General features: G+C 69.3%; 17 protein-coding genes. 10 read left to right on the top strand and 7 right to left on the bottom strand.

Features of this window, described 5'->3' with window-relative positions:
* Positions 1 to 3 precede the first annotated feature (3 nt).
* The 4 genes from gatA to AC1PZ7_RS15460 form a co-directional block, all read right to left on the bottom strand.
* The gene (gene gatA / locus AC1PZ7_RS15445) at positions 4 to 1,485 is read right to left on the bottom strand and encodes an Asp-tRNA(Asn)/Glu-tRNA(Gln) amidotransferase subunit GatA (RefSeq protein ID WP_482356100.1); all 1,482 of its coding nucleotides are present in this window, start codon (positions 1,483 to 1,485) and stop codon (positions 4 to 6) included.
* Positions 1,486 to 1,490: 5 nt separating this feature from the next.
* Positions 1,491 to 1,778 (bottom strand): Asp-tRNA(Asn)/Glu-tRNA(Gln) amidotransferase subunit GatC, encoded by a 288-nt coding sequence (gene gatC, locus AC1PZ7_RS15450; protein WP_482356101.1) that lies wholly within the window; start codon positions 1,776 to 1,778, stop codon positions 1,491 to 1,493.
* Positions 1,779 to 1,889: 111 nt separating this feature from the next.
* Positions 1,890 to 2,189: a hypothetical protein gene (locus AC1PZ7_RS15455; protein WP_482356102.1), complete on the bottom strand. Its 300-nt coding sequence runs from the start codon at positions 2,187 to 2,189 to the stop codon at positions 1,890 to 1,892.
* A 25-nt stretch (positions 2,190 to 2,214) separates the two neighbouring features.
* Entirely contained in the window at positions 2,215 to 2,559 is a 345-nt protein-coding gene (locus AC1PZ7_RS15460) for a hypothetical protein (RefSeq protein WP_482356103.1), read from the bottom strand.
* A 105-nt stretch (positions 2,560 to 2,664) separates the two neighbouring features.
* On the opposite strand from AC1PZ7_RS15460, the gene AC1PZ7_RS15465 reads away from it, so the two are divergent.
* Entirely contained in the window at positions 2,665 to 3,582 is a 918-nt protein-coding gene (locus tag AC1PZ7_RS15465) for a hypothetical protein (protein ID WP_482356104.1), read from the top strand.
* A 6-nt stretch (positions 3,583 to 3,588) separates the two neighbouring features.
* Here AC1PZ7_RS15465 and AC1PZ7_RS15470 read toward each other — a convergent pair whose 3' ends face one another.
* Complete coding sequence (locus tag AC1PZ7_RS15470; RefSeq protein ID WP_482356105.1) at positions 3,589 to 4,293, bottom strand: metal-dependent hydrolase; 705 nt, start codon at positions 4,291 to 4,293, stop codon at positions 3,589 to 3,591.
* Positions 4,294 to 4,415: 122 nt separating this feature from the next.
* On the opposite strand from AC1PZ7_RS15470, the gene ruvX reads away from it, so the two are divergent.
* From ruvX to dprA, 6 genes are all read left to right on the top strand, one after another.
* Positions 4,416 to 4,898 (top strand): Holliday junction resolvase RuvX, encoded by a 483-nt coding sequence (gene ruvX, locus AC1PZ7_RS15475; RefSeq protein WP_482356106.1) that lies wholly within the window; start codon positions 4,416 to 4,418, stop codon positions 4,896 to 4,898.
* 18 nt (positions 4,899 to 4,916) lie between these two features.
* A complete protein-coding gene (locus AC1PZ7_RS15480; RefSeq protein WP_482356107.1) occupies positions 4,917 to 5,849 on the top strand; it encodes an AEC family transporter in 933 nt (310 codons plus the stop codon).
* A 70-nt stretch (positions 5,850 to 5,919) separates the two neighbouring features.
* Positions 5,920 to 6,885: an aspartate carbamoyltransferase catalytic subunit gene (locus tag AC1PZ7_RS15485; protein ID WP_482356108.1), complete on the top strand. Its 966-nt coding sequence runs from the start codon at positions 5,920 to 5,922 to the stop codon at positions 6,883 to 6,885.
* Positions 6,878 to 8,176, top strand: coding sequence for a dihydroorotase (locus AC1PZ7_RS15490; protein ID WP_482356109.1), 1,299 nt, complete (start codon positions 6,878 to 6,880; stop codon positions 8,174 to 8,176). The genes AC1PZ7_RS15485 and AC1PZ7_RS15490 overlap by 8 nt, the downstream gene beginning before the upstream one ends.
* A 63-nt stretch (positions 8,177 to 8,239) precedes the next feature.
* Positions 8,240 to 8,845, top strand: a complete 606-nt coding sequence (gene plsY, locus AC1PZ7_RS15495) for a glycerol-3-phosphate 1-O-acyltransferase PlsY (RefSeq protein WP_482356110.1) — start codon at positions 8,240 to 8,242, stop codon at positions 8,843 to 8,845.
* A 3-nt stretch (positions 8,846 to 8,848) separates the two neighbouring features.
* On the top strand, positions 8,849 to 9,964 hold the full coding sequence (gene dprA, locus AC1PZ7_RS15500) for a DNA-processing protein DprA (RefSeq protein ID WP_482356111.1): 1,116 nt from the start codon (positions 8,849 to 8,851) through the stop codon (positions 9,962 to 9,964).
* Here the strand turns inward: dprA and AC1PZ7_RS15505 are convergent.
* Positions 9,961 to 10,149, bottom strand: a complete 189-nt coding sequence (locus AC1PZ7_RS15505) for a hypothetical protein (RefSeq protein WP_482356112.1) — start codon at positions 10,147 to 10,149, stop codon at positions 9,961 to 9,963. The genes dprA and AC1PZ7_RS15505 overlap by 4 nt on opposite strands.
* Positions 10,150 to 10,440: 291 nt before the next feature.
* Between AC1PZ7_RS15505 and topA the strand changes: the two genes are divergently transcribed.
* On the top strand, positions 10,441 to 13,128 hold the full coding sequence (gene topA, locus AC1PZ7_RS15510) for a type I DNA topoisomerase (protein WP_482356113.1): 2,688 nt from the start codon (positions 10,441 to 10,443) through the stop codon (positions 13,126 to 13,128).
* A 26-nt stretch (positions 13,129 to 13,154) separates the two neighbouring features.
* On the opposite strand, the gene AC1PZ7_RS15515 is transcribed toward topA, so the two are convergent.
* Positions 13,155 to 14,633, bottom strand: a complete 1,479-nt coding sequence (locus AC1PZ7_RS15515) for an MDR family MFS transporter (protein ID WP_482356114.1) — start codon at positions 14,631 to 14,633, stop codon at positions 13,155 to 13,157.
* Between the two features lie 224 nt (positions 14,634 to 14,857).
* On the opposite strand from AC1PZ7_RS15515, the gene rnr reads away from it, so the two are divergent.
* Positions 14,858 to 17,143, top strand: a complete 2,286-nt coding sequence (rnr, locus tag AC1PZ7_RS15520; protein WP_482359654.1) for a ribonuclease R — start codon at positions 14,858 to 14,860, stop codon at positions 17,141 to 17,143.
* Positions 17,140 to 17,619: a DUF983 domain-containing protein gene (locus tag AC1PZ7_RS15525; protein ID WP_482359655.1), complete on the top strand. Its 480-nt coding sequence runs from the start codon at positions 17,140 to 17,142 to the stop codon at positions 17,617 to 17,619. Before rnr ends, AC1PZ7_RS15525 begins: the two co-directional genes overlap by 4 nt.

A 17,619-nucleotide genomic window follows, 5' to 3' on the forward strand; every position in this document is an offset into this window, starting at 1 on the left:
GCCTCACTCCCACCAGCGGTCGGTGACCTCGAAGCGGCCTGCGGCCTCCTCGATCACCTGGGCCAGCGAGAACAGTCCCTCCTCGCCGAAGGGGCGACCGATCAGCTGCAGGCCGAGCGGCAGCCCTTCCGAGGACAGCCCCGCCGGCACGGCGATACCCGGCAGGCCCGCCATGTTCAGCGTCACGGTGAACACGTCCTGCAGGTACATCTCGACCGGATCGCCGCTCGACTTCTCGCCGATGCCGAAGGCGGGCGACGGCGTGGCCGGGGCCAGCACCGCGTCGATGCCCTCCGCGAAGACGTTCTCGAAGTCACGCTTGATCAGCGTGCGCACCTTCTGCGCCTTCAGGTAATAGGCGTCGTAATAACCCGCCGAGAGCACATAGGTGCCGATCATGATGCGCCGGCGCACCTCGTCGCCGAAGCCGGCGGCGCGGGTCTTCTCGTACATCTCCACGATGTCGCGACCCGGTACGCGCTCGCCGTAGCGCACGCCATCATAGCGGGCGAGGTTCGACGAAGCCTCCGCCAGCGCCACGATGTAGTAGGCCGGAAGCGCATATTTCGTGTGCGGCAGGCTGATCTCGACGATCTCCGCCCCCGCGTCGCGCAGCATCTGCGCGCCCTTCTCCCAGAGCGCCGCGATCTCCGGCGACATCCCGTCGACGCGGTATTCGCGGGGGATGCCGATACGCTTGCCCTTCACCGAGGCGCCGACGGCCTGCTGATAGTCGGGCACCGGCAGGTCGACACTGGTGGAATCCTTCGGGTCGTGGCCGGCCATCGCGCGCAGCAGCAGCGCCGCGTCGTTCACCGAACGGGCGATCGGCCCCGCCTGGTCGAGCGAGGAGGCATAGGCGATGATGCCCCAGCGCGAGCAGCGGCCATAGGTAGGCTTGATGCCGACCGTGCCGGTGAAGGCCGCCGGCTGGCGGATCGAGCCGCCCGTGTCGGTACCCGCCGCACCCGCGCAGATATGCGCCGCCACCGCCGCCGCCGAACCGCCGGACGAGCCGCCCGGCACCAGGGGCTGGGCCGAACCATTGCGCCGCCAGGGGTTCACCGCCGCACCGAAGGCGCTCGATTCGGTGGACGAGCCCATGGCGAACTCGTCCTGATTCAGCTTGCCGAGCAGGACCGCGCCGGCGCGCCAGAGCTTCGACGTGACGGTCGACTCATAGGGCGGCACGAAGTTCTTGATGATGTTTGAGCAGGCCGTGGTGCGCACGCCCTCGGTGGCAAACATGTCCTTGATGCCGAGCGGAATGCCTTCAAGGTTGCCAGCCTCGCCCTTTGCAAGACGCTCGTCGCTGGCCCGCGCCATCTCCAGCGCCTTCTCCGGCGTGGACAGCACATAGACATTGAGGTCGCCGGCCGCCTCGATTGCGTCGAGATAGGCCTGCGTCAGCTCGGTGGCGGTGAAATGGCCCTGCGACAGCCCTTCGTGGGCGGCGGTGATGGTGAGGTTGGTGAGTTCGCTCATGTCGCTCACTCCACCACCTTGGGGACGGCAAAGAAACCGTCCTCGGTCGCCGGCGCATTGGCGAGCACGCGGGAGGCATAACCGCCGTCGCTCACCACGTCGTCGCGCAGGGGCAGCTTCATCGGGATGACGCTGGTCATCGGCTCGATGCCGTTGGTATCCACCTCGCCGAGCTGCTCCACAAAGGCGAGGATGGCGTTGAGCTCGCCCTGGAGATGGACCACTTCGTCCTCGGTCACGGCGATGCGCGAGAGATGCGCGACTCGCCGGACCGTCGCCTGATCGACCGACATCCGAAATCCCACTCAACTGAAACCGATGCGCGCCCTATAGCAGGCGGGCACCGCGCCCCGCAACGCGCGGCGCCCTGCATCGGTGGTTTCGGATGCCGGTCTCCAGGGTTCTCAGGAGCGCGCCTGCTCCAGGCACTGGCCAGCCGCCTGCGCGTTGGAGCGCGCATTGCCGCGGTCGATCTGGCCGGACATGGCCAGCGACTTGGTGGTTTCGGTAACGATGGTGCGCAGGTCGCCGCTGTCGCCGGCGGCCATGACTGCCGAATAGATCGCCTTGCCGTCCGCGCTAAGGGAAGCGGCGCAGGCGCTGCCCGCCGCCTGATCGGCATGGGCGGGAACGAAGCTCATGGCGGCAGCCACGCAGGCGGCCGCGAGCGCGCCGCCGAACGGGGCAACGTGACGATGGATCATGTTAGTCTCCATGGTGATGATTGATTCAGCGCAGTCCCGGCCGGTTGACCGGCCCACCGGCGTTCACACCCGGACCGGGCCGGGCGACAGCCCGCGCCGCCGGCGCGGCGCCGACGCCGCCGACACCTCCGACGCAGCCGACCGGATAACCCGGCCGCGTGCAGTACACCGCCGCCCGCGCGGCGGGAGCGGCATAGGGAGTGGGACGGACGACGCAGCCCACCGGCACGCCGGGGCCCGTGCAGTAGATGACCGCCGCGTCGGCCCGTTCGGCTGCGAAGGCACCGAGCCCCGCGAGCAGAAGCGCACCAACCGCCGCCGGCATGAAGCGGCCGGCGCGGGAGCGAAGATGAGAACGGGTGCCCGTCATGTTCTTTCCCTGTATTGACTTCCCCAAAGGGAAACGTTGCCCATGATGATCCTTCTGCCGGGGCTGGCAATGTCGATTATTGATCGCAACCACGAGGCGTGAGGCGTGCCCCCGTTTGCAAGAAGCGCCGCGCCGGCAACGTCGGCCACCCTGGAGACGAGCCGGTTCGAGGCGCTGATGCCCGGCGAGGCGCAGGCACGTGCGCGCCTGCGCGCGCGTCCCGATTTTCCCTGGATTGCCCGGCAGGCGGCGATCAAGCTCGGCACCGCCTATCGCGGCAACGTGCTGCTGACTCGAATCCTGAATGACCGGGGGCGAATCATCCTCGCCCTGCTGATGCTCGACATGCATTTCGAATCGGCCGCCGCACCAGGCCTCACGGCGGGACGGCTGAAGGCCGAGGCCGCCGCGCTGAACCTGTGCAGCACGGGACGCGTCACGGCGATACTCGCCGCCTTCCGCCTGCTCGGGCTGGTGGCTCCGGTGCCCGACACCGACCGCCGCCGGCGGCGTCTGGTCGTGACGGAACGGCTGCTCGCGGTGCACAAGAGCCGCTGGGAGATCATACTGAGCACGGTGAAGCTGGTCCTGCCGGAAGGCGAGCTGGGCCTGCGGCATCTCGACGACGAGGCGTTCCTCGCCGCCTATATCCATGCGCTGCTCGAACCGCTGCGCGGCGGCTGGCGCCCGGTCTTCGACATTCCCGAGCTGGGGCTCTTCGCCGACCGCGACGGCGGGCTGATGATCGCCTTCGCCCTGTTCGGGATAGGGCCGTCCGGCCTGCCGCTGTCGGTCTCCCAGCTCGCCCGTACCTACCGGGTCTCACGCTCCCATGTCGTCGATATCGTGCAGAAGGCGGCCGAAGCGGGGCTGGTGCGGCGGATCGAGGCCCGCGAGCAGGGCGGTCCCGGCATTCTGCCCGAACCGCCACTGATGGACGCGATGGAAGCTTTCATCGCCACCGCGCTGGTGCGGCAGGCGAGCGCCGTGCGCCAGGCTCTCGCGGCCATCGGCGACGGCTGAGGAGCCTCAGGCCCGGCCGAGCTCGACCGGCACGCCCTTCTCGGGAACGACCACCGTCGCCTCTTCGCCGACCAGCGCGACGAAGCGGTCGGCATTCGGCTCGAGCAGGCCGAAGGATGCGTAGTGCGCGGGAATGACGGTGAGGCCGCCGAGATAGCGCGACACGGCGAGCGCCGCCACTTCCGGCCCCATGGTGAAACGATCGCCGATCGGCACGATCACGATGTCCGGCTTGTGGATCTCCGCGATCAGCGCCATGTCCGAGAAGATGTCGGTGTCGCCCATGTGCCAGACCGTCGGCTCGCCCGGCGCCTTCACCACGAGGCCGTTCGGATTGCCGAGATAGACCGAGCCGCCGTCGGTGATCATGCCCGAGGAATGGTCGGCCCGGACCATGCTCACGGAGAAACCGTCGAGATGGATGGTGCCGCCGGTATTCATCGGCTCGATCCTGGCCACGCCCAGCGTGCCGAGCCAGTCGGCGAGATCGGCGTTGGCCACCACCGTCGCCCCGTTGGCCTCGGCAATCGCCACGGTGTCGCCGACATGGTCGCCATGGCCATGGGTGAGCAGTACATGGCCGGCGCCGTCCGTCACGGCGGCGGCATCGCCGTCAAAGGCGGGATTCCCGTTCAGGAAGGGGTCAATCAGCAGCGACCTGTCCGCGAAGTCGAGCCGAAATGCCGCGTGGCCGAACCAGGTGATCTTCATCGCCGTTCCTCATTCAGTGCAGGGGAGCGCCGGGGAACATAGGGCGCCCGGCCAGCGACACAAGCGCGCCGAACCGGCGGCCATGGCGTCGGCCCGGCGGTCATGCTAGGCGAGCGTGCATCATGGCCGCCGCGATCCTCACCGTCACCGACGCCGCCCCGCTCCTGCCGTCCCGCGGCGGGCTGATCGGGCTCGACCTCGGCACCAAGACCATCGGCGTGGCGAGTTCCGACCCCGACCGCCGGATCGCCGCCGGCGTGGAGACCATCGCCCGCAAGCAGTTCACGCCGGATGCCGGGCGCATCCTCGCCCTTGCCGGCGCGCGCGGCGCAGTCGGCTTCGTGCTGGGCCTGCCGGTGAACATGGACGCCAGCGAAGGGCCACGCGCCCAGGCCACGCGGGCCTTCGCCCGCAATCTCGCCCGGCTGACCGAACTGCCGATCATCCTGTGGGACGAGCGCCTCTCCACCGCCGCCGTCGAGCGCGAGATGATCGCCACCGACATGAGCCGGGCGCGGCGCGCCGAGGTGGTGGACCAGCAGGCCGCCGCCTTCATCCTGCAGGGCGCGCTCGACCGGCTGCGCTTCATCGCCGAGCGCGGCTGAGATGGAGCGCGGCTGACCATGGCGGCGGTGCTCGGCTCCCTGGTGCCGGTCTTCCTCATCATTGCCCTCGGCGCTGTGCTCAAGCGCGGCCTGCTGCCGGAGGCCTCGCACTGGATCGCCTTGGAGCGGCTGACCTATTTCGTGCTGTTTCCCGCTCTGCTGGTGGTCAGCATCGCGCGTGCCGAGCTCGGCGAGGTCGCGGTGGTCGAGGTGTCGTCCGCCCTCCTCGGCTCGATCGCCATTGTCGGCATCCTGCTGAGCCTCGCCCGCCGGCCGATCTGCCGTCTCTTCAGCCTTCCCGGCCCCAGCTACACCTCGGTCTTCCAGGGTGCGCTGCGCTGGAACACCTATATCGCCCTCGCCGTCTCCGGCTCGCTGGCCGGGCCGCGCGGGCTCGCCGTGGCGGCGGTCGGGCTGGCGGTGATGATTCCCGTGCTCAATACGCTCAGCGTGATCGTGCTGGCGCGGCACGGCGAGAACGGCGCGGCGGACAACCGCCTGCTGCTGCTCCAGCTCGTGCGCAACCCGTTCATCTGGTCCTGCGCCGCCGGCGCCGCGATCAATGCCGTCGACCTGCCGATACCGCCGGTGCTCATGACCTTCGGCGACGTGCTCGGCCGCGCCTCGCTGGCACTCGGCCTATTGGTGGTCGGTGCCGGGCTTCGGCTCGGCGACCTGCGCCGGCCGCGCGCGGCGACCTGGTTCACCTGCCTCGTCAAGCTGGCGCTCCTGCCGGCCTTCGCGGTCGGCCTCGGCCTGCTGCTCGGGCTGCGCGAGGTCGATTTGCTGATCGTCGCCGTCGGCGCTTCCGTGCCCTCCGCGCCGAACGGTTACGTGCTGGCCCGGCAGATGGGCGGCGACGCGCCGCTGCTGGCCGAGATCCTCACCGTGCAGACCATCCTTGCCGCGCTGACCATGCCGCTCATCATCGCCGCCGTCGCCCATCTGTGAGCGAATGTCGGGACAGCGCGCTTAAGTGCTTGCGGTGAGCCCTCGCTGCGTCTATCCAGCCGACTTCGATATGACATCGAACCCGACTGCCAGCTTCACCCTCCAGCGTCGGCACCTGCTTGGCATCGAGGGCCTGTCGCCCGACGAGATCGTCGGCCTGCTCGACCTCGCCGAAGAGTTCGTCGTTCTCAACCGGCAGGTCGAGAAGAAACGGGCGACGCTGCGCGGCCGCACCCAGATCAACCTGTTCTTCGAGGCCTCGACGCGGACCCAGTCCTCGTTCGAGATCGCCGGCAAGCGGCTCGGCGCCGACGTGATGAACATGTCGGTCAGCACCTCCTCGGTGAAGAAGGGCGAGACGCTCATCGACACCGCGGCGACGCTCAACGCGATGCATCCGGACGTGCTGATCGTGCGCCACAGCGCCTCGGGCGCCGCCGAACTGCTCGCCCGCAAGGTCGACTGCTCGGTGGTCAATGCCGGCGACGGCGCGCATGAGCACCCCACGCAGGCGCTGCTGGACGCACTCACCATCCGCCGCAACAAGGGTCGCATCCAGGGGCTGACCGTCGCCATCTGCGGCGACATCACCCATTCGCGCGTCGCCCGCTCCAACATCCTGCTGCTGCAGGCGCTCGGCGCGCAGGTGCGCGTCATCGCCCCGCCGACGCTGCTGCCGAAGGGCATAGAACGCTTCGGCGTCAAGGTGTTCGGCGACATGCGGCGCGGGCTGGAGGACGTCGACATCGTCATGATGCTGCGCCTGCAGCGCGAGCGCATGAACGGCTCCTACGTCCCCTCGGTGAAGGAATATTTCCATTTCTGGGGCCTCGACGAGGCCAAGCTGCGCTACGCCAAGCCGGATGCGCTGGTGATGCACCCGGGCCCGATGAATCGCGGCGTCGAGATCGACTCGGCGGTCGCCGACGGCGCCCAGTCGCTCATCCGCGAGCAGGTCGAGATGGGTGTCGCCGTCCGCATGGCCGTGCTGGACGCGCTGTCGCGGACCCTGCCGGGGAACCTGTCCAATGCATGAGCCCCGCCCAACCCTGCTCGCCAAGGCGCGCATCATCGACCCCTCGCGCGACCTCGACACGCAGGGCGACATCCTCGTCGCCGACGGCGTGATCAAGGACATCGCGCCTGACCTCACCCATGCCGGCCTGCCGCCGGACACCGAGATCGTCGACTGCCGCGGTCTCATCGCCGTGCCCGGCCTCGTCGACATGCGCGCCTTCATCGGCGAGCCGGGCGCCGAGCACCGCGAGACGCTGGCCTCGGCGAGCCAGGCGGCGGCGGCGGGCGGCGTCACCACCATCATCTGCCAGCCCGACACCGACCCGGTGATCGACGATCCGGCCATCGTCGACTTCATCCTGCGCCGCGCCCGCGACACCGCCATCGTCCATGTCCATCCCATGGCCGCCCTGACCAAGGGGATGGAGGGACGGGAGATGACCGAGATCGGCCTGCTGGGCGCGGCCGGCGCGGTCGCCTTCACCGACGGCACGCGCTCGATCGATTCGGCGCAGGTGCTGCGCCGCGCGCTGACCTATGGCCGCGATTTCGGCGCGCTGATCGTCCACCACACGCAAGATGCCAGCCTCGCCGGCGAGGGCGTGATGAACGAGGGCGAGCTCGCCTCGCGGCTCGGCCTCGCCGGCCTGTCCAAGGCGGCCGAGACCATCATCTTCGAGCGCGACGTGCGCCTCGCCTCGATCACCGGCGGACGCTACCACGCGGCCTCGCTCACCTGCGCGGAATCGCTCGAGGTGCTGCGCCGCGCCAAGGATGCCGGCATCAATGTCACCGCCTCCGCCTCCATCAACCACCTCACGCTCAACGAGCGCGACGTGGTCGGCTACCGCACCTTCTTCAAGCTGACCCCACCGCTGCGGGCCGAGGAGGACCGGGTGGCGCTGGTCGAGGCCGTGGCGGAGGGGCTGATCGACGTCATCGTCTCCGATCACAATCCGCAGGACGTCGACGTGAAGCGCCTGCCCTTCTCGGAGGCCGCGTTCGGCGCGGTCGGGCTGGAGACCATGCTCGCGGCCGGATTGCGGCTGGTGAAGGACGGCCATCTCGACCTCATGACGCTGATCCGCGCCATGTCGACCCGCCCGGCCGAGCTGCTCGGCCTTTCCGGCGGCACGCTGCGCCCCGGCCGGAAGGCCGACATCGCCCTCATCGCGCCCGACGACGCCTGGCTGCTCGATCCCTCGACGCTCAAGTCGCGCTGCCGCAACACGCCCTTCGACGAGGCCCGCTTCGAGGGCCGCGTCGTGCGCACGCTGGTTGCCGGCCGCACGGTATATGAGTACGTGTGACGGAACCGGCGGCATTGCCGTCGCCACCTGTGCATTCCGCAGAAAGCCTATAAGGTCGCAGGCATGAGCTGGTCCCTGCCCCCTCTGTCGAGCTATGTCGCGTTGCTGCTTGGCTACGCGCTCGGCTCGATTCCGTTCGGCCTGATCCTGACCCGCCTCGCCGGGACGCAGGACATACGCAGCATCGGCTCCGGCAATATCGGCGCCACCAATGTGCTGCGCACCGGCCGCAAGGGCCTGGCCGCCGCGACGCTGCTGGGCGACGCGCTGAAGGGCACCGTCGCCGTGCTGCTCGCCGGCTGGCTGATCGGCGAGAACGGCGTCTTGCCCGCCGCGCTCGGCGCCTTTCTCGGCCACCTTTTCCCGGTCTGGCTCGGCTTCAAGGGCGGCAAGGGCGTGGCGACCTTCCTCGGCGTGACGCTCGCCCTCGTCTGGCAGGCGGCGCTGGTGTTCGCCGCCGCCTGGCTCACCGTCGCCTTCGTCACGCGCTATTCCTCGCTCGCCGCGCTGGTGGCGAGCCTGCTCACCGCGCTCGCCGCCTTCCTGCTCGCCCCGCCGCAGACCGGGCTATTGCTGGCTATCCTCACCGCCCTTTTGTGGATCATGCACCGCGCCAACATCCGCCGGCTCCTCGCCGGCACGGAAGGCCGGATCGGCAAGAAGGGGTAGGGCTTGAGCGGACGCGGCGTTCATCTCGATCCGGGACAGCGCCGCGACTGGCTCCGCCTGATCCGCTCGGAGAATGTCGGCCCGCGCGCCTTCCGTAGCCTGATCAACCGTTTCGGCGGCGCGGCGGCGGCACTTGAGGCGCTGCCCGACCTCGCGCGGCGCGGCGGCGGGCTGCTGGCGCCGCGCATTCCCTCGATCGCGCAGGCCGAGGCGGAGATCGAGGCGCTGGCGCGGCTCGGCGGACGCTTCGTCGCGCTGGGCGAGCCGGAATACCCCGCCCTGCTCCGGCAGATCGACGATGCCCCGCCCCTGCTGGCGGTGCGCGGACGGGCCGAGGTGCTGGCCCTGCCGACGGTCGCCATCGTCGGCTCGCGCAATGCATCCGGCGCTGGACGGACGATGACGGTGCGCATCGCCCGCGGGCTCGGCGCGGCCGGCTGGGCGGTCGCCTCCGGCCTCGCCCGCGGCATCGATGCCGCAGCCCACGAGGCGAGCCTGCAGACCGGAACCATCGCCGTCATCGCCGGCGGGCACGACCGGCCCTACCCGCGCGAGAACGAGACGCTGATGCAGCGCATCGCGCAGGACGGCGCGGTCCTCTCGGAAATGCCGATGGGCTGGGAGCCGCGGGCGCGCGACTTCCCGCGCCGCAACCGGCTGGTGTCCGGCCTGTCGCTCGGCGTCGTGGTGGTGGAAGCGGCGGAGCGTTCCGGCTCGCTGATCACGGCGCGCATGGCCGCCGAGCAGGGACGCGAAGTGCTCGCCGTCCCCGGTTCGCCGCTCGATCCCCGCGCCGGCGGCACCAACGGTCTGATCAAGCAGGGCGCGGCGCTCGTGACCGGAGCGGAGGACGTGCTGGAGATCCTCGCCGCCATGCGGGACCGGCCACCGCCGCTCATCATGGAGGAAGAGACGGGCGACGCGATGGACATGCCCGAGCCGAGCGACGACATGCGCGCAAGGGTGCTCACCCTGCTCGGCCCGACGCCGCTGCCGGTCGACGATCTGGTGGTGATGGCGGGCGCATCGGTCAGCGAGGTCCAGATCCTGCTGCTGGAGCTGGAACTGGCAGGACGGCTGGAGCGCCATTCCAACGGGGCGGTCTCGCTGGCCAGCTAGGAACCTTCGCCGATGTTTCTCTCCGCGACGGAGATTGCCCGCGCCTCGTCACGCGCCATTTCCAGCAGGTAGCGCAGAACATCCATGTCGCTCCCGGCCGCCATCGTCGCCAGCTCATGAGCCATGGTGGCGATATAGTCCGCGGCTTCGCGCGGACGGACGGGATCGCGATCGGTCTCGGTCACAGGATGCTACCCGTTGCTGTTGGCTTGAGACAAAAAGGTAACACAGGAGCCTGACACAGCGCGACCTTGACGTGTATTTATGAACGATGCGCGACCATAGCGTGTATTTCGAATATGAACGGCATCCGCACGCGCTGCGAGCCTCCCGCGCAAGCCCCGCAACGACATGCAAACGGCCCTCCCGCCGCCCCTGCGACGGCACGCGTCCTGCTTGCCATTTGACAGGCCGGGACGGCTACCCCATTTTCCCGGCCTCTTCGGGCTGGAATAACAAACGGACGCGTCGGGCTCATGCAGGTCGTCATCGTCGAATCGCCTGCGAAGGCCAAGACGATCAACAAATATCTCGGACCGGGCTACGAGGTCTTCGCCTCGTACGGACACGTGCGCGACCTCCCTGCCAAGGACGGTTCGGTTGATCCCGAGCACGATTTCCACATGCTCTGGGACATCGATCCCAAGGCGCAGAAGCGCCTGTCCGACATCGCCAAGGCGGTGAAGGCGGCCGATGGCCTGATTCTCGCCACCGATCCGGATCGCGAGGGCGAGGCGATTTCCTGGCACGTGCTTGAGGTGCTGAAGGAAAAGCGCGCGCTCAAGGACCAGCCGGTCTCGCGCGTGGTGTTCAACGCCATCACCAAGCAGTCGGTGCTGGATGCGATGAAGCATCCGCGCATCATCGACGCGGCGCTGGTCGACGCCTATCTCGCCCGCCGGGCGCTCGACTACCTCGTCGGCTTCACCCTCTCGCCGGTGCTGTGGCGCAAGCTGCCGGGCGCCCGCTCGGCCGGCCGCGTGCAGTCGGTGGCGCTGCGCCTCGTCTGCGACCGCGAACGCGAGATCGAGACCTTCGTCCGGCGCGAGTACTGGTCGATCGCCGCCCAGCTGGCGACGCCGCGCGACGACAGCTTCGAGGCCCGTCTGGTCGGGGCCGACGGCAACAAGATCACCCGCCTCGACGTCGGCACGGCCGAGGAAGCGGCGGCCTTCCGCACGGCGCTGGAAAGTGCCGCCTACAAGGTGCGCTCGGTCGAGGCCAAGCCCGGCCGCCGGCACCCCTACCCGCCCTTCACCACCTCGACGCTGCAGCAGGAAGCCAGCCGCAAGCTCGGCTTCGCGCCCGCCATCACCATGCGCATCGCGCAGCGCCTCTATGAAGGCATCGACGTCGGCGGCGAGACGGTCGGCCTCATCACCTATATGCGTACCGACGGCGTCGACATGGCGCCCGAGGCGGTTGCGAGCGCCCGCTCGGTGATCGGCCAGGACTATGGCGACCGCTATGTCCCCTCGGCGCCGCGCAAATACACCGCCAAGGCGAAGAACGCCCAGGAAGCGCATGAGGCGATCCGCCCGACCGACCTGACGCGCCGCCCGAAGGACGTCCTGCGCCAGCTCGAACCCGACCAGGCCAAGCTCTATGAGCTGATCTGGCTGCGCACCGTCGCCAGCCAGATGGAATCGGCCGAACTGGAACGCACCACGGTCGACATCGACGCGACCGCTGCCGGCCGCGCGCTGGAGCTACGCGCCACCGGCACCGTCATCAAGTTCGACGGCTTCCTCACCCTCTATCGCGAGGGCAGCGACGACGGCGACGAGGACGAGGAGAACCGCCGCCTGCCGGCCATGTCGGCCGGCGAAAGCCTCGCCAACAAGGGCATCAAGGCCGACCAGCACTTCACCGAGCCGCCGCCGCGCTATTCGGAAGCCTCGCTTGTCAAGCGCATGGAAGAACTCGGCATCGGCCGTCCCTCGACCTACGCCTCGGTGCTCGCCGTGCTGCGCGAGCGCGAATATGTGCGGCTGGAAAAGCGCCGCCTTCTGCCGGAGGACAAGGGCCGGCTCGTCACCGCTTTCCTCGAGAGCTTCTTCGACCGCTATGTCGAATATGACTTCACCGCCGACCTTGAGGAGAAGCTCGACCTCATCTCGAGCGGCGAGCTGAAGTGGAAGGATGTGCTGCGGGACTTCTGGCGTGACTTCACCGCCGCCGTTGGCGAGACCAAGGACCTGCGCGTTTCCGAGGTCATCTCCGCCCTCGACGAGATGCTGACCGCCCACGTCTTCCCTCCGAAAGAGGACGGGTCGGATCCGCGCATCTGCCCCACCTGCGGAACCGGCCGGCTGTCGCTGAAGGTCGGCAAGTTCGGTGCCTTCATCGGCTGCTCGAACTATCCCGAGTGCAAGTTCACCCGCCCGCTGGCGGCGCAGAGCGGTGATTCCGACAATCCGGCGGAAGCCAACGGCACGCGCGTTCTCGGCACCGATCCCGCGACCGGGCTCGAGGTCACCGTGCGCGACGGCCGCTTCGGCACCTATCTGCAGCTCGGCGAGGGCAAGGACGGCGAAAAGCCCAAGCGCTCCAGCCTGCCCAAGGGCCTGTCGCCCGCCGATGTCGATCTGGAGACGGCGCTCGCGCTGCTCTCGCTGCCGCGCGAGATCGGCCGGCATCCGGACGGCGGCGACCCCATCCTCGCCGGCATCGGCCGCTTCGGCCCCTATGTCCAGCACGGCAAGGTCTACGCCAATCTCGATGCCGGCGACGACGTACTGTCGATCGGCCTCAACCGCGCCGTGGCACTGATCGCCGACAAGCAGAACAAGGGTCCCGGCCGCGGCCGCGCGGCGGTGGGCGGGCGCGAGCTCGGCGAGCATCCCACGGCCGGCGGGCCGGTGACGGTGCGGCCGGGCCGTTTCGGCGCCTATGTGAACCATGGCAAGGTCAACGCCACCCTGCCCAAGGACATGGCGCCGGAGACGGTGACACTGGAGCAGGCGGTGGAGCTGATCACCGCCAAGGCCGGCTCGGCCCCGGTCAAGCCCGCCCGCCGCGCCCCGGCGAAGGCTGCCGCCAAGCCGGCTGCCAAGAAGACGGCCAAGGCATCTACGAAGACGGCCTCGACCAAGACCGCCGCGAAGACGGCCGCGACGAAAACCGCGGCACCGAAGAAGGCAGCGGCGAAGAAGAGCGGCTGAGCCGGCGCTGCCGGCTCGTCCGCCCCCTACTCCGGTAGCGGAGCGGACGGGTGGGCGGAGCGCAGGGGGCGCTCCTCCATGGCGATCATGGCGATGAGCGACACGGCGAGCGCCGCCGCCGCCGCGACGAACACCCAGCGGAAGGCGTCGGCGAGCGGGCCCACCTGCGCGCGGCCTTCCAGCAGCCGCTCGAGCAGCGCGCTGCCCTCGATGCCGGACAGCCCGATCACGATCGCGCCGAAGCCCGCCGTCAGCACCGCCGCACCCAGCGAGCGGAACAGGTTCACCACCCCGGTCGCCGTGCCCATCTGCGGCAGCGGCACGGCGTTCTGAACCGCCACGGTGGAGATCGGCAGCACGGTGCCGAGCCCGATGCCGGTCACGCCCATCGCCATGGCGACCGCGATGACCGGCAGCCCGAACGGCCAGATCGCCGGTACGGCAAGCGCCGCGATGCTGACGATCAGTCCGATGATCGGCAGTCGCTTGTAATGCGCCACATGCCCCATCACCCGGCCGGCGCCGGTCGCGCCGACCACCACGCCCGCCATGAGCGGGATGAGCGCGACGCCCGACTGCGAGGCGGTCAGCCCCATCACGCCCTCGAGATAGAGCGGCATCTGGATCGACAGGCCGACCAGCGTGCCCATCGCGAAGGCGGCCGCCGGCACGCCGGTGCGCACCACCTGATTGGAAAGCACCGCGATCGGCATCAGCGGCTCGGTGGCGGTCGCCACGCGCAGCGCGAAGGCGACCCACAGCACGGCAGAGAACCCGAGCAGGCCGAGGATCGGCGCGGAGAACCAGCGGAAATGCGTGCCGCCCCAGCTCAGCGCCATCAGCAGGGCGACGGTCGCCGCGCACATCAGCACGGCGCCGAGGATGTCGAGCCGGTGCGGATGGTGATGCGCCGGCAGGCGCCGCAGCGCATGGTAGCTCATCGCCGCCGCCACGAGGCCGAGCGGCACGTTGATCCAGAAGATCAGCGACCAGTGCAGATGCTCGGCAAAGAAGCCGCCGAGGAGCGGGCCGGCGATGCTGGAGGTGATGAACACGATGGCGAAGTAGCCTTGGTAGCGCCCACGCTCGCGCGGCGCGATCAGGATGCCGATGATGGTCTGCGCCAGCGCGATCAGCCCGCCGCCGCCGAGCCCCTGCACCGCCCGCCCCAGAATCATCCACACCATGCCCTGCGCCAGCGCGCACAGCACCGAGCCGACGAGAAACAGGCCGATGGACCACAACAGCACCGGGCGCGGCCCGTGAATATCGGCCAGCTTGCCGACCAGCGGCGTGATCGCCGTGCCGGTGAGCAGATAGGCGGTGACGACCCAGGACAGGTTCTCAAGATCGCCGAAGCTTGCCCCGATGGTCGGCAGAGCCGTCGCGATGATGGTCTGGTCGAGCGCGCTCAGGAACATCGCGACCATCACGCCGGTTATGATGACGCGTATTTCGGCATGTGAAAGCGGGACGGGGGCCGCCTCCGGTGAACGGGCATCCATGGGGCTGGTTCCTGCGTCGGCGTCGCGATCCGCCGTGAGAGGCGCGCAAATTCGGCGCATCGGCCTTCAATTGCAAGAGATCGCCAACGTCTTACATAGCGGAAGGACGACAGTCCGGTCGACGCGGCGGTCCGATCCCGATAGCGTCGCAACGGCCATGTCATGAGCGGGGAATCGTGCGTAAACCAACGAAACCGAAGAGTCGGAAGCCGGCCCGCCCTGTCCTGCCGAAGGGACTGACCAAGGGCCTGCCCACTCGCGACGAATTGATGGCGTTTGTCGCCGCGCATGGCGGGGACGTCGGCAAGCGCGAGATCTCGCGCGCCTTCGGCCTCGACGGCGGCGACCGTATCGCGCTGAAGGCGATGCTCCACGCGCTTGCCGAGGAGGGCCTCATCGGCCGCAAGCGCCGCAAGCTGCACCTGCCGGGCGCCCTGCCCGCCGTCGTCATGGCCGAAGTGATCGAACGCGACGAGGACGGCGAACTGATCGCCACCCCGATCGACTGGGACGAGGAGGAACATGGCGAGGCACCGCACATCCTCGTGCTGCTGGCCCGCCGCGGCCGGATGGCCGGGCCGGCGCCTGCCATCGGTGACCGGGTGCTGCTGAAGACCGAGGAGATTCCCGAGGCCGACGGCCATATCCGCCACAATGGCCGGGTGCTCAAGCTGATCGAGAAGGCGCGCGCCCTCACCCTCGGCATCTTCCGCCGCGACGCGCAGGGCGGCGGCCGGCTCATTCCCATCGACAAGCGCAATATGGGCCGCGAACTCGCCATACCGCCGGACTTCGCCGGGGACGCGCAGGAAGGCGACCTGGTCTCCGTCGAGATCGTCCGCCATCACGCCTATGGACTGCCCACCGCCAAGGTGAAGGAGCGGCTCGGCTCGGTCTCGACCGAGAAGGCGATCAGCCTCATCGCCATCCACGCCCACGGCATTCCCAGCGTGTTCCGCCGCGAGGCGATCGCCGAGGCCGAGGCCGCCAGGGCGGCGACGCTCGCCGGCCGCGAGGACTGGCGCGACCTGCCGCTCGTCACCATCGATCCGCCCGACGCCAAGGACCATGACGACGCGGTGCATGCGACGCCGGACCTCGACCCGGACAATGAGGGCGGCTTCATCCTCACCGTCGCCATCGCGGACGTCGCCGCCTATGTGCGCCCCGGCACCGCGCTCGACCGCGAGGCGCTGGCGCGCGGCAACTCGGTCTATTTCCCCGACCGGGTGGTGCCGATGCTGCCCGAGCGCATCTCCAACGACCTGTGCTCGCTGCGCCCGCTGGAGGACCGCCCGGCCATCGCCGTGCGCATGGTGGTCGGCGCCAATGGCCGCAAGAAGCGCCACGGCTTCCACCGCATCATGATGCGTTCGGCCGCCAAGCTCGCCTATGCGCAGGCGCAGGCGGCCATCGACGGCCGGCCGGACGAGACGACCCGCCCCCTGCTGGACGACGTGCTGCGCCCGCTCTGGGCGGCCTATGCGGTGGTGAAGAAGGCGCGCGACATCCGCGCGCCGCTCGAACTCGACCTGCCCGAGCGCAAGATCCTGCTCAAGCCTGACGGCACGGTCGACAAGGTAATCGTCCCCGAGCGCCTCGACGCCCACAAGCTGATCGAGGAGTTCATGATCCTCGCCAATGTCGCGGCCGCCGAGACGCTGGAGGACAAGCACGTCCCGCTCGTCTACCGGGTGCACGACCAGCCCTCGCTGGAAAAGATGTCGGGCCTGCGCGAATTCCTGCAGACGATCGACATCAAGCTGCCGAAGAGCGAGACGGTCCGCCCCGCGCAGTTCAACGACATCCTCGCGAAGGTGGACGGTTCGGAACTCGCGCCGCTGGTCAACCAGGTGATCCTGCGCAGCCAGGCGCAGGCCGAGTACGCCAACGAGAATTACGGCCATTTCGGCCTGCATCTGCGCCGTTATGCGCACTTCACCTCGCCGATTCGCCGCTATGCCGACCTGATCGTGCATCGCGGGCTCGTGCGCGGGCTCGGGCTCGGCCGCGACGGCCTGCCGGAGACGATGACGCCCGAGCAGCTCGCCGAGATCGCGGCGCGGATCTCCGCCAGCGAGCGCCGCGCCATGGCGGCCGAGCGCGAGACCATCGACCGGCTGATCGCCCACCACATGGCCGAGCAGCTGGGCGTCGTGTTCAAGGCGCGCATCTCCGGCGTCACCAAGGCCGGCCTGTTCGTCGCGCTGGACGACACCGGCGCGGACGGCTTCATCCCCGCCGTAACCCTCGGCCAGGACTATTATCGCTTTGACGAGGCCCGCCACGCGCTGATCGGCGACCGCACCGGCGAGATGCACCGGCTCGGCGACCGCGTCGAAGTGAAGCTCGTGGAAGCCGCGCCGGTGGCTGGCGCGCTGCGATTCGAGCTTATATCAGAGGGACAGTACGTCGCTGGCGACAAGCGTCGCCCGGGTGGCGGTCGCGGTCGCTACCGCCGGCCCGACGAGCGCTCCCGTGGTCCCGGGCGCGCCGGCAAGCGCAGATAGCGCCGAGGAGGCGCGGGAAGATGCAGCTTCAGCCCCATCGGCCGATCGGCCCCGCCATGCTGAACGGGATGCGCATGCGCTGTCCCGCCTGCGGCAAGGGTGCGTTGTTCTGTGCCTATTTGAAGGTGAACGAACACTGCCCGAACTGCGGCGAGGAGCTCTGGCACCACCGCGCCGACGATGCGCCGCCCTACATGGTGATCACCATCGTCGGCCATATCGTGGTGCCCCTCCTCCTCGCCGTCGAGATGGCGCTGCATCCGGCGCTGTGGATCCACCTGTCGATCTGGCTGCCGATGACGCTCATCCTGTCACTGGTGCTGCTGCCGCCGGTGAAGGGCGCGCTCATCGCCTATCAGTGGGCAATCCGCATGCACGGCTTCGACCCGAAGGACGAGGAGCACGATCCCGTGCCGCCGAGCCGCCGCGTGGACACGGCGCTGGCCGGCGGCCCTGCCGGGCTGAAATCCTCCTGA

The sequence above is a fragment of the Ancylobacter sp. TW_SC_1 genome, assembly GCF_056836805.1.